Below are 11,477 nucleotides of genomic sequence, written 5' to 3'. Positions count from 1 at the left end.
ATCGGCGTTCGTCGCCGTTCCCGCACCCGGGTCAGGTCGGCTGGGTGAACAAGGTGGTCGGGGCGACGAAGTCGAGCGCGGGATCCGCCGACAGGATCGCGTGCTGCAACTGCTGCAGTCGCGCCGACGGTTCCAGCCCGAGCTCGTCGGCGAGCTCGCTGCGCACCCGCTGGTAGACCTCCAGGGCCCGCCAGCGCTGCCCCGAGCGGTAGAGGGCGATCATGAGCTTGGCGCAGAAGTTCTCGTGCATCGGATTGCGGGCGACCAGCACCGCCAGCTCGCCGAGCAGCATGTGGTGCCTGCCCAGGTGGAGTTCGGCGGCGATACGGGTCTCGAGCAGGCCCAGCCGGCTCTGCTCCAGACGCGTCGCCTCGATGCTGAGATGGACCCCGCGCAGGACGTCGATCAGGGCGTCCCCCGACCACAGGTCGAGGGCCTGGCGGGCCACCCGGTAGGCCTCCACGTGGTCGCCGTTCTCCGAGGCCTGGTTGGCCTCCTCGACGAGCCCGTCGTAGAGCTGGGCGTCCACCATCACCGCCTCGGGGGCGAACAGGTAGCCGTTGTACCGGGTCAGCAGGACGTCCTTCGCCGAGCCCGACAGCACGACCCGGCCGATCAGTCTGCGCAGTTGCAGGATGTAGGTCTGCAGGGTCGTCAGCGCGCTGCGCGGTGGTTTCTCACCCCAGATCTCCTCGACCAGGGTGGACACCGACACGACCTCACCGGCCCGCAGTGCCAGCAGTGCGAGGACCTGGCGCGGTTTCGCCGCCGTGGGCGCGATGCACCGGCCGGCCCCGGTGGCCTCCATCGGCCCGAGCACGTTTATTTCCAGCAACTTTTCCCCCTCTACGTGGCGCTTCTTTTCAGCCTCTGCGGTTACCTTCGAAGAATGCACGACCGGAATTGAGGCTCGGAACTGCCGCTGTCACCAATGCGCATGAGGTTCACAGGGCCCAGGCATGGGTTTTTCATACGCGTGACGCGAAAAAGTCAGACGATCAGTAGCTTGGTGTCCTCGGGGAGGGCGGGAGAGCCCACCATCCTGGCGGTGCGCCTCCAGCGCCGGCGGCCCAGCACGACCCAGTCGGGCCGCCTTCTGCGGATCAGTCCTGCGACGGTTCTGCCGGTGTCGCTGTAGGTCGTGTGCAGGGTCCACTTCACGGCCCTGCCCTCCAGGAACGCGCCGACCTTGAGCAGGGACTCCAGTTCGAGGTCGGTGGAGTCGAACGCGGCGGCCAGGGAACAGTCGAGGAGCAGGGTCCACGGCCGCCGCAGGACCAGGACGAGGACCAGGTCGCCGCCGTGTTCCTCGGCCAGTGCGACGGCGCAGCGCATGAGGCCGCTGTCCACCGTCCACATGACCGCGACGACGGGACGAGGGCGCCGCAGTGCCATCTTCCGCTCCTTCCCGCTCGTGTCGGCTAGCCGAGGGAGTTCAGGCAGGCGACGAGGGTGCGTGCCTGCACGTTCACGTACTGGCTGTGCCGGAGCAGGGCGGTGAGCTGGCTCACCGTCGCCCAGGCGTGAGCGGGCGGCAGGGCGTCCGTCGCCGCTGCGTCCGCCTCGGCGACGACATAGCGGCTCACGGCGTTCAGGAAGCGGCCGCCCTCCTCGGCGTGGAGTGCGTCGTAGTGGATCCGCGGGGAGCCCTGGACGGGGACGTGGGCGAGGAACGGCGAGGTCTCCTCCTCGAGTTCGCCGGCCGACATGCACTGGACCGTCGGGGCCAGCTCGACGCCGTCCCCGAAGCCGCCCTCGGCCGCGGCGCGCACGAGGACGTGCAGCACGCCGTCGAACTCCCTGACCAGGAAGGCGGACAGGCCCCTGCCGACGGGCTCGACGAGCGGCTGCGACCAGGAGGCGACCTCCCGACTGCCGGCCCGTACGTCGGCGGCGACCACCCGGAAGTGGCGGCCGTCGTCGCGGCTGATCTCCTTGTCGTCGCGGTGCCAGCCCGGCAGGGCGCCGAGCGGGAGCCGGCCCGCCTCCAGCGGGCAGTCGGCGCGCAGCCCGGTGAACCAGCTCAGCAGCTCGGCCGTGGTCGACACGGCGCCGGCGCCGGGGTCGCGGGAGGCTGCCAGCGAGCGGCTGAACCGGTCGGCCGCCCCGGCCTCCGGCCCCACCGGGGGCAGGCACGCCAGCACCGTGCGCGAGTCCATGTTGATGACGTTGTCCCTGGCCAGCAGGGCGTTGATCTGCCCGAGGGTCAGCCAGCAGAAGTCGTCCTCGAGGGGGACCGCCTCGTCGGCGGCCGCCTCGACGAGCATGTTCCGGTTCCGTTTGCGGTAGAACCAGTCACCGTGCTCGGACTGCAGCACGTCCGCGATCACCCGGGCCGGCCGCCGTCCCGTGAAGTACTCCAGGTACTTGACCTTCGCGCCCCGGTGCACCTGCGTGTAGTTGCTGCGGGTGGCCTGGACGGTCGGCGAGAGCATCAGCGGCACCGGGTTGCCCGGTTCCATCTTGGCCTGCATCAGGAAATGCAGGACCCCGTCGAACTCCTTGACGAGAATCCCGAGGATGCCGACCTCGGGCTGGTTGATGATCGGCTGGAAGCGTTCGGCGGATCCGGGAGCGCGCAGACAGAGGCCCTCCACGGAGAAGAACCTGCCGCTTTCGTGCACGAGGTTCCCGATGTCGTTCTCGAATTTCCAGCCGCGCAGTCCGGAGAACGGAATGCGGTCGACCGTGAAGTCATGCGCACTCGCCCGTTCGGCCAGCCACGCGTCGAATTCGTCCATGTGCATCTGAACGCCCGCCGTCCGCTGGGCGGAGGCGGCGAGTCGGCTGGGAAGAACGAGGTCCTCCCGTGGCTTCAGCTTTTCCACACCCGACACACCCTCGCTGGCTGGGAATCGTTGGGCGGCCCACGCTGGACGGGGTCGCTCGATTTCCGCGGCAGCACTGCTGGAGCATTGCTCGGAAGCCCGGTTTTCCAGGCGTCCGCGAGCGCGATCCGAGTCGTCGGGAACAAATTCTCAGAGCACGCACAACCCTCCGACACGGGAGATGGAAATGGCGGAACTGACGATCGACCGGCTCAAGGACATTCTGCGGATCAGCGCGGGCGAGGACGAGTCGGAGCAGCTCGCCGGCGACATCGGCGGGACCACGTTCGGCGAGCTCGGCTACGACTCGCTGGCCCTGCTGGAGACGGCGGCCCTGATCAAGCGCGAGTTCGGCGTCGACATCACCGACGACATGGAGCACCTGAACACGCCGCAGGCGATCACGGACTTCGTGAACGGCAAGTCCCTCGCGTGAGGGACTCCGACGGGACGGGACGGGAAGGAGCCAGATGAGCGACAGGCGGGTAGCGTTCGTCACCGGAGCCAGCAGCGGCATCGGCCTCGCGGTGACCCGGACCCTCGCGGAGCAGGGGATGGCGGTGTACGGGTGCGCCCGGGACGCCGACAAGCTGGCCGGGACGCTGGAGAAGCTCACCGCGGAAGGGCTGGAGGTCGCGGGCGGTCCCTGCGACGTGACCTCCGCCGAGGGCGTCCGCGCGGCCGTCGCGGCGGCCGTGGAGCGCTTCGGCCGCATCGACATCCTGGTCAACAACGCCGGCCGGGGCGGCGGCGGGGAGATCGCCCACCTCGACGAGCCGACCTGGCTCGACGTGATCGACACCAACCTCAACGGCGTCTTCCGGGTGACCAAGGAGGTGCTGGCGTCCGGCCGGATGGGCGAGAACGGCTACGGGCGGATCGTCAGCATCGCCTCCACCGGGGGCAAGCAGGGCGTCGTCTACGCGTCGCCCTACTCGGCCTCCAAGCACGGGGTGGTCGGCTTCACCAAGGCCGTCGGCCTCGAGCTGGCGAAGTCGGGCATCACCGTCAACGCGGTCTGTCCGGGGTACGTCGAGACCCCGATGGCCGAGCGGGTCAGGTCCGGGTACGCGGACTTCTGGGGAGTCTCCGAGCAGGACGTCCTGGAGAAGTTCAACGCCAAGATCCCGCTGGGACGTTACTCGACCCCGGAGGAGGTCGCGGGCCTGGTCTCCTACCTGGTGACCGACACCGCGGCGTCCATCACGGCGCAGGCGATCAACGTCTGCGGCGGGCTCGGCAACTACTGAGCGCGCGACGGCTTCGGCCGTCGCGCGCCCGGCGCCCGAACCGCGTACGACACCCGAACGGCGAACGACAACTGAACGACACAGCAGAGGGAGGGAGTGCCAGGCACTCCCTCCCTCAAGTCGTGTTCACCACTTGACCGGCAGCGACCACACACCGTAGACGACGGAGCCCTCCTTGGTGCGGATGTCCTCGTAGGGCACCGCGAGCTGCAGGTCAGGGAAGCGCTCGAAGATCTTGGTGAGGGCGATCTCCAGCTCCACCCGGGCCAGGTCCGCGCCGATGCAGTAGTGCGCGCCGTGCCCGAAACCGAGGTGGCGCCGGGTGCCGCGGGACAGGATCAGCTCGTCGGGCCGCTCGAAGACGGAGCCGTCCCGGTTGGCCGGCAGGGCCAGGCACAGGATGCCGTCGCCCTTCTTGATGGTCACGCCGCCGAGCTCGATGTCGTCCAGGGCCACCCGGGGCACGGCCAGGTCGCCGATGGTGATGTAGCGGACGAGTTCCTCGATCGCCGGGCCGATCAGCGACGGGTCGGCCTTGAGCTGCTCCAGCTGCTCGGGGTTGCGCAGCAGGGCCATGGTGCACAGGGAGATCATGTTGGCGGTCGTCTCGTGCCCGCCGTTCATCAGCAGCCGGCACAGGTTGACCAGGTCCCGCGTGGTGTACTCCTCGCCCGACTCCCGGTACGCGATGATCGCCCGGCTGAGCAGGTCGTCGCCCGGCTCGCGCTCCTTGAGGCCGACCAGCTTCTCCAGGTACCTGCCCACCTCCACCATCGCGGCCTGCCGCTGGTCGGGGGTGCTGTGGCCGCCCAGCAGGTTGGTGCCGTGCTCGGCGAAGAACGCGTGGTCCTCGTACGGCACTCCGAGCAGCTCGCAGATCATCGACATCGGGACCGGCAGCGAGACGATCTCGTGCAGGTCGGCCGGCGAGCCCGCCGCCTCCAGGGCGTCGAGGCGCAGGTCCACGTTCTCGGCGATCTTCACGCGCAGCTGCTGGACCCGGCGGTTGGTGAAGGTGACGGCGGCCTTGCGGCGGGTGGTGGTGTGCTCGGGGGCGTCGTAGCCGATGAAGGAGGTCTCGGTGCGGAACTCCGGCGGGGCCTCGAAGTAGAAGGGGAAATTGTCGTGCTTGCGCGAGGAGCTGATCCGCGGATCGGTCAGCAGTTGGCGTATCAGGTGGTAGTCGGTGACCGCCCAGACCTCGAGGCCGGTGATGAGGCTGACCTTCGTCACCGACCCCTTCTCCATCATGGGCCCGTACTCCTCGGGCATGGAGAAGGGGCACTTGCGCTTGTAGGGAAACGTCGACTGCTCGGTCGTGGATTCGGCGGCGTTCACCGACATGACTACTCCTTGTCTCCGGCGAATTCAGAAGGTCGGCTCTACATCGCGTGCTGAAGCGAACGCGAAAGGAAAGAAGTGCGCTGCCGGGCGTAATGCGCCAGGCAGTCCTCGTAGCGGGGCAGAATGCCGAGTTCGGCGGCCCGGGACAGGCTCGGCGCCTCGAGGTCCTTGGGCGCCACCACCGGTTCCTCCGTCAGGGGCCAGGGCAGGGCCAGATCCGGGTCGAACGGGTCGATCTCGAACGGCGTGCCCGGGATGTACGGGGTGTCGAACACGTAACTCACGCAGGAGTCGTCGGTCAGTGACACGAAGCCGTGCGCCATCCCGTCGGGCAGGAACACCGCCGTGCCCTTCCCGGGCTCCAGCAGACTGACGTCGTGGCCGCCGAACGTCGGCGAGCCGACGCGCACGTCCAGCACGACGTCCAGCACGGCGCCCCGGACGCAGGTGACGTACTTGGCCTGGCCCGGCGGCAGACTCACCCCGTGCATGCCGCGCAGCACGTTGCGGTGGTTGACGGAGAAGTTGGTCTGCACCGGCCGGAACACCTGGCCGGTGACGCGGGTGAACTCCTCGTCCCGGAAGGACTCGAAGAACGCACCCCGCTCGTCGCTGTGGATTCGCGGCCGGATGCGGTAGGCGTCCCGCACGGCCATCTCCTCGATCTCCATGGCCCGCGAAGCTACGGGAGGCGGCTCGAGCACCGCTGGTGGCGGCGGCTCAAGTGCGGCTCGAGTGGCGACCAGTTGCATGACCAGCATGAGGATTCTCGTGAGCACCGGCCCGAGCTACGGGCTCTACTGTCCGGTCGTCCCGCTTGCCTGGGCGCTGCGCGCGGCGGGTCACGACGTGCTGGTCGCCGCGCCGGAGAGCCTCGCCCCCGTGGCGAACGGCTCGGGGATGCCCTTCATCCCGACCTACGGGCCGATGCACATGCGCGAGGTCATGGCCCACGACCGGCAGGGCGCCCCCATCGCGTTCGCGCGTGAGGAGCCCCAGATGCTGGAGCAGGCCGGCCGCGGCTTCGGCCGGCTCGCCGCCCGCACCCTGCCCGGCCTCCTCGACGTCGCCGAGAAGTGGAAGCCCGACGTCATCGTCGCCGAACCGCACACCTACGCGGCGGGCGTCGTGGCGCAGCTGAAGGGCATCCCCTGGGTCGAGCACGGCGTCGGCCTCGGCTACTTCCGCGAGATGGACAAGTCGGGGGCCGACGAGCTGACGCCGGAACTGACCGAGCTGGGCCTGGGCGCCCTGCCCGAGCCGGACCTGGCGCTGGAACCCTGCCCGGCCTCGCTGCTGCCCGCCGGCGGGGCCCACGGCGTCCCGATGCGCTACGTCCAGTACGACCCGCCGGCCACCGTGCCGTCCTGGGTGTTCGAGGCGCGTGAGCGGCCCCGCCTGCTGCTCACGCTGGGCACGGTGGCGCCGGCGGCCGGCGGAGCCCAGGTGCTCAAGGACCTGGTCAACTCGCTGCCCGCGCTCGGCGTGGAGCTCTTGGTCGCGGTCGCCGACGACATCGTCCCCCAGCTGGGGCCGCTGCCCGACGCGGTGCTGGCCGCCGGCTTCCTGCCGCTCGCCTCGGTGCTGCCCTCCTGCGACCTGGTGGTCCACCACTGCGGCGGCGGCTCCACCATGGCGGCCATCCTCGCGGGCCTGCCGCAGCTGCTGGTCCCGCAGCCGATCGTCGCCGAGCAGTACGACAGCGCGCGCCGCGTCACCGCGTACGGCTCCGCCCGCCAGCTGGTGGGACAGCCCATCGACCCGGAAGCCGTCGTGGAGAACTGCCGCGCCCTGCTCGAGGACGAGTCGTACGGCGTCAAGGCCCGGGCACTGCGCGCGGAGGTGGCCGCGATGCCGTCGCCGGCGTCCGTCGTGCCCGTCATCGAAGAACTCGCCGGCGCCAGGCCGGGACGGTAGGGAAGGAAACCCCGTTGAGCGACACCAACAGCCGCGCGCACCTGCTGCCGGAGACGCTCGAGGTGCGCGGCGCCCGCGAGCACAACCTGCGCGGCGTCGACGTGGACCTGCCGCACCGCCATCTCACGGTGTTCACCGGCGTCTCCGGCTCGGGCAAGTCGTCCCTGGCCTTCGCCACGATCTACGCCGAGGGCCAGCGGCGCCAGCTGCAGAGCATGTCGACCTTCGCCCGCCAGTTCATGCACCAGATGGACAAGCCGGACGTGGACCACATCGGCGGCCTGTGCTCGGCCGTCGCGGTCGACCAGCGCTCCTCGGCCTCGCGCAGCCCGCGCTCCACGGTGGGCACGGTCACCGAGGTGTACGACCTGCTGCGGGTGGTGTTCGCCCGGATCGGACACCCGCACTGCACCGTGTGCGGGACCGAACTGGCCGACGACGCCTGCCCGCAGGGCCACGACAGCGCGCTGCCCGAGATGACCAACGGCGCCTTCTCCTTCAACCTGCCCTTCGGCCAGTGCACCGCCTGCCAGGGCGTCGGCACCCGGCTCGAGGTGGACCCCACGACCCTGGTCGCCGATCCGGGCCGCTCCCTGCTGGAGGGCGCGATCACGCCTTGGCGGCCCACCTTCACCGAGCCGGAGCGGATGAAGGCCCGCGCGGTGGCGCAACTGCTGGGCGAGGACGAGAGCACGCCCTGGGAGGACCTCTCCGAGGGACTGCGGCACACGCTGCTGCACGGCGCCGACATCAAGGTCAGGGCCCGCAAGTTCGACAAGCCCGGCGACCCGGTCAAGGACGTCGTGTTCACCGGGGTGGTGCCCTGGCTCTACGAGCGGTACCGCAAGTCCGGCGGCGAGAACTTCGGGCAGCTGGAGAACTACATGCGGCCGGCGCCCTGCCGTGAGTGCGGCGGCGGCCGGCTCAACCCGGCGCAGCTCGCGGTCCGGGTCGCCGGACGCGGCATCGCGGAGGTGACGGCGCTGCCCGTCTCCGTGTCGCTGCGCTTCTTCCAGGAGCTGGACGTCGCGGACCGCGAGCGCGCCGCCGTGGGCCAGGCCCTGGAGGAGATCGTGCAGCGGCTCGGCCATCTGACGCGGATGGGGCTCGAGTACCTCAGTCTGGACCGTCCGGCGCGCACCCTGTCCGGCGGCGAGTCGCAGCGCATCCGGCTGGCCGGTCTGCTCGGCACCGACATGTTCGGCCTGCTCTACGTCCTGGACGAGCCGACCACCGGTCTGCACCCCAGGGACATCGAGAAGCTGGTGGCCACCCTTCAGGACCTGCGCGACCAGGGCAACACGGTGCTCATCGTCGAGCACGACCACCAGATGATCAAGGCCGCGGACTGGGTGGTGGAACTCGGTCCGGCGGCCGGCGAGCACGGCGGCGAGCTGCTGTTCAGCGGCCCGGCCGAGCAGCTGCTCGGCGACCCGGACTCGCCGACGGGCGGCTACACCAGCGGCACGCGCGGCATCGCGGTCCCCGCGAGCCGGCGGCCCGGGACGCCCGACCGCCGGATCGCCGTGTACGGCGCGAAGGAGAACAACCTCGCCGGGTTCGACGTCGCCTTCCCGCTCGGCACGTTCATCGCGGTGACCGGGGTGTCGGGGGCCGGCAAGTCCACGCTGGTGGACGACATCCTCTACCCGGCGGTGGAGGGCGCGCTGGGCGGCGACGCGCCGGCGCCGGGCGCCCACACCAGGATCGAGGGGCTGCAGCACGTCGACCGGGTGATCAGGGTGGACCAGGCGCCGATCGGGCGTTCGGGCCGGTCGACGCCGGCGACGTACACCGGGGTCTTCGACAGCGTCCGCAAGGTGTTCTGCCAGACCGCGGAGGCGAAGAAGCGCCGCTACAAGCCGGGTCGGTTCTCCTTCAACTCGCCGGGCGGGCGGTGCGAGACCTGCACCGGCGACGGCTCCATCAAGATCGAGATGCAGCTGCTGCCCGACGTCTTCCTGCACTGCGAGACCTGCGACGGCACCCGCTACAACGCGGAGACGCTGGAGATCCGCTACCGCGGCAAGAACATCGCCGAGGTGCTGGCGATGCCCGTCGAGGAGGCGCTGGAGTTCTTCGCGGGGGAGCCCGCCATCGAGGCCCCGCTGCGCGTGCTCGACGAGGTCGGCCTCGGCTATCTGCGGCTCGGGCAGTCGGCGACCACGCTCTCCGGCGGCGAGGCCCAGCGCGTCAAGCTCGCCAACGAGCTGCAGCGCAGGGCCGGCGCGCACACCCTGTACCTGCTCGACGAGCCGACCACCGGCCTGCACTCCAGCGACATCGAGCGGTTGCTGTCGGTGCTGCACAGCCTGGTGGACAAGGGGCACACCGTGCTCGCCGTCTCGCACAACCTCGACCTGATCAAGACCGCGGACTGGGTGGTGGACATCGGTCCGGAAGGCGGCGACGGAGGCGGCGCGCTGGTCGCCGCGGGGACCCCCGAGCAGGTGGCCGGGCAGCCGCACGGCCACACCGGACGCTTCCTGCAGGGCGTGCTGGGGACGAGCGGGCGGCCGTGATGAAGGGGTCGCCCGCCACGGGCTCGGAGCCGGTCCGGATCGGTGTGCTGGGGTGCGCGAGCATCGCCCGCCGCCGGGTGCTGCCCGCGTTCGCGGCGGACCCCGGCAGCCGGGTGGCGGCCGTGGCCAGCCGTGACGGAGGCCGGGCCCGCGAGGTGGCCGACCGGTTCGACTGCGCCGCCGTGACGGGCTACGACCGTCTGATCGCCGACCCGGGCGTGGAGGCCGTCTATGTGCCGCTGCCCGTCGCCCTGCACGCCCGGTGGATCGAACGGGCGTTACGGGCGGGCAAGCACGTGCTCGGCGAGAAGCCGCTCACCGGCGACGTCGACTCCACCCGGCGGCTGTTCGAGCTGGCCGCCGAGCGGGGTCTCGTGCTCGCCGAGAACTTCATGTTCCCGCGTCACCCGCTGCACCGGCGGGTGCGGGAGCTGCTCGCCGACGGCGCCATCGGCGAACTGCGCAGCTTCACCGGGGAGTTCGCCATCCCCGCGCCGCCGCCGGGCGACGTCCGCTATGACACGGCCCTCGGCGGCGGCGCCCTGCTGGACATCGCCGTCAACCCGCTGCTCGCCGCCCGCTTCTTCCTCGGTCCCGCGCTCACGGTGTGCGGGGCGCGGCTGCGCCGGCACCCCGTGCACGGCGTGGACACCGGGGGAGCGGTCCTGCTGGCCGCACCGGACGGCGTCACCGCGCAGGTGGTGTTCGGCATGGAGCACGCCTACCGGGCCGGGTACGAGCTGTGGGGGAGCGCGGGGCGGATCCGGGTGGAGCGCGCCTACGCGCCGCCCGCCGACCACTGCCCGGTGATCCGGGTGGAGCGGCCGGAGGGCGTGGAGGAACTGGTCCTGCGCCCCGAGGACCAGTACCTCGCGGCGGTCCGCGCGTTCTCGCACGCCGTCCGGCAGAGCCGTCCGGCGGCCGAACAGCAGGGACCGCCCCCGCAGCCCCCGCACTCCCCGCGGTCCTCACAGAGGCCACAGGCCTCACAGGCCTCAAGTGCCTCACAGACCTCACAGACCTCACAGACCCGCGACGGCCTCGGCGCCGAGCGGAGTCTTCGCGAACGGCACCAGGAGCGGGCCCTCACGGTCGCCCGGCTGGTCGCCGAGGTTCGAGCGGCGGACAAGGCCGCTTCCAGCGCCGCACAGCACCCTGTTCCGAGCTGGGACGACCCGAGAGGGGCCTTATGAACTCCGCTGTCACCGACAAGCTGCGCTGTGAGCGCATCACGAAATTCCGTGACGTCATACCCGGCGACGGTCCGGGCAGGCTCTCCTCTCCCGCCGGGGATCTCGTGAGGTTCGCCAACGGCGACGCCTACCGGTTCGCCGCGTACTGGGACTGCCTGCCGGGCGGACCGTGCCGCGGAAACCACTACCACCTCGACAAGACCGAGGTGATGTTCGTGATCTCCGGCGAACTGAGAGCCGCGTACTACGACCTCGACACCGGCCAGCGCTTCGACACCGTGCTGGTCGCCGGGGACCTGGTCACCGTTCACCCGCGCCTCGTGCACAGCTACATGGCGCTCAGCCCCACCCAGGTGGTGGAGGTGGCCTCGCACGCCTACTCGCCGAGCGACACGCATCCCTACGTGTTGCTCTGACCGACCA

Annotated in this window: 11 protein-coding genes; 6 read left to right on the top strand and 5 right to left on the bottom strand. The window is 70.7% G+C overall.

Features of this window, described 5'->3' with window-relative positions:
- Positions 1-31: 31 nt before the first annotated feature.
- From ABT300_RS23685 to ABT300_RS23675, 3 genes are all read right to left on the bottom strand, one after another.
- Positions 32-835 (bottom strand): AfsR/SARP family transcriptional regulator, encoded by an 804-nt coding sequence (locus ABT300_RS23685; protein ID WP_319169459.1) that lies wholly within the window; start codon positions 833-835, stop codon positions 32-34.
- Between the two features lie 155 nt (positions 836-990).
- Positions 991-1,395, bottom strand: a complete 405-nt coding sequence (locus ABT300_RS23680) for a universal stress protein (RefSeq protein WP_351679033.1) — start codon at positions 1,393-1,395, stop codon at positions 991-993.
- Positions 1,396-1,421: 26 nt separating this feature from the next.
- Positions 1,422-2,837, bottom strand: coding sequence for an NDP-hexose 2,3-dehydratase family protein (locus ABT300_RS23675; protein ID WP_502977985.1), 1,416 nt, complete (start codon positions 2,835-2,837; stop codon positions 1,422-1,424).
- A 178-nt stretch (positions 2,838-3,015) separates the two neighbouring features.
- Between ABT300_RS23675 and ABT300_RS23670 the strand changes: the two genes are divergently transcribed.
- Together ABT300_RS23670 and ABT300_RS23665 are read left to right on the top strand one after the other, a co-directional pair.
- Positions 3,016-3,264: an acyl carrier protein gene (locus ABT300_RS23670; protein WP_057577785.1), complete on the top strand. Its 249-nt coding sequence runs from the start codon at positions 3,016-3,018 to the stop codon at positions 3,262-3,264.
- Between the two features lie 34 nt (positions 3,265-3,298).
- Entirely contained in the window at positions 3,299-4,078 is a 780-nt protein-coding gene (locus ABT300_RS23665; RefSeq protein WP_351679029.1) for an SDR family NAD(P)-dependent oxidoreductase, read from the top strand.
- A gap of 126 nt (positions 4,079-4,204) precedes the next feature.
- Here ABT300_RS23665 and ABT300_RS23660 read toward each other — a convergent pair whose 3' ends face one another.
- Complete coding sequence (locus ABT300_RS23660; RefSeq protein WP_351679025.1) at positions 4,205-5,422, bottom strand: cytochrome P450; 1,218 nt, start codon at positions 5,420-5,422, stop codon at positions 4,205-4,207.
- A gap of 38 nt (positions 5,423-5,460) precedes the next feature.
- On the bottom strand, positions 5,461-6,093 hold the full coding sequence (locus ABT300_RS23655; protein ID WP_351679023.1) for a dTDP-4-dehydrorhamnose 3,5-epimerase family protein: 633 nt from the start codon (positions 6,091-6,093) through the stop codon (positions 5,461-5,463).
- A gap of 88 nt (positions 6,094-6,181) precedes the next feature.
- Here ABT300_RS23655 and ABT300_RS23650 point away from each other — a divergent pair, with 88 nt between their 5' ends.
- The 4 genes from ABT300_RS23650 to ABT300_RS23635 are packed head-to-tail and all read left to right on the top strand — an operon-like array spanning position 6,182 to position 11,470.
- A complete protein-coding gene (locus ABT300_RS23650; RefSeq protein ID WP_351679021.1) occupies positions 6,182-7,339 on the top strand; it encodes a nucleotide disphospho-sugar-binding domain-containing protein in 1,158 nt (385 codons plus the stop codon).
- Between the two features lie 44 nt (positions 7,340-7,383).
- Entirely contained in the window at positions 7,384-9,861 is a 2,478-nt protein-coding gene (gene uvrA, locus ABT300_RS23645; protein ID WP_452987285.1) for an excinuclease ABC subunit UvrA, read from the top strand.
- Entirely contained in the window at positions 9,861-11,054 is a 1,194-nt protein-coding gene (locus tag ABT300_RS23640) for a Gfo/Idh/MocA family protein (protein ID WP_351679017.1), read from the top strand. The genes uvrA and ABT300_RS23640 overlap by 1 nt, the downstream gene beginning before the upstream one ends.
- Positions 11,051-11,470 (top strand): cupin domain-containing protein, encoded by a 420-nt coding sequence (locus ABT300_RS23635; protein WP_266724886.1) that lies wholly within the window; start codon positions 11,051-11,053, stop codon positions 11,468-11,470. The genes ABT300_RS23640 and ABT300_RS23635 overlap by 4 nt, the downstream gene beginning before the upstream one ends.
- Positions 11,471-11,477: the final 7 nt, after the last annotated feature.

Origin of the sequence: Streptomyces sp. NPDC001027 (genome assembly GCF_040299045.1) — a bacterium.
Classification (GTDB): domain Bacteria; phylum Actinomycetota; class Actinomycetes; order Streptomycetales; family Streptomycetaceae; genus Streptomyces.
Note: the sequence above shows the minus strand (reverse complement) of the source record. Positions and strands in the feature narration are given on the sequence as shown.

Coding starts and splice junctions, on each gene's coding strand:
- ABT300_RS23680 (WP_351679033.1), bottom strand. CDS start 1,395: ATGGCACTGCGGCGCCCTCGTCCCGTCGTCGCGGTCATGTGGACGGTG.
- ABT300_RS23670 (WP_057577785.1), top strand. CDS start 3,016: ATGGCGGAACTGACGATCGACCGGCTCAAGGACATTCTGCGGATCAGC.
- ABT300_RS23665 (WP_351679029.1), top strand. CDS start 3,299: ATGAGCGACAGGCGGGTAGCGTTCGTCACCGGAGCCAGCAGCGGCATC.
- ABT300_RS23660 (WP_351679025.1), bottom strand. CDS start 5,422: ATGTCGGTGAACGCCGCCGAATCCACGACCGAGCAGTCGACGTTTCCC.
- ABT300_RS23655 (WP_351679023.1), bottom strand. CDS start 6,093: ATGGAGATCGAGGAGATGGCCGTGCGGGACGCCTACCGCATCCGGCCG.
- ABT300_RS23650 (WP_351679021.1), top strand. CDS start 6,182: ATGAGGATTCTCGTGAGCACCGGCCCGAGCTACGGGCTCTACTGTCCG.
- ABT300_RS23640 (WP_351679017.1), top strand. CDS start 9,861: ATGAAGGGGTCGCCCGCCACGGGCTCGGAGCCGGTCCGGATCGGTGTG.
- ABT300_RS23635 (WP_266724886.1), top strand. CDS start 11,051: ATGAACTCCGCTGTCACCGACAAGCTGCGCTGTGAGCGCATCACGAAA.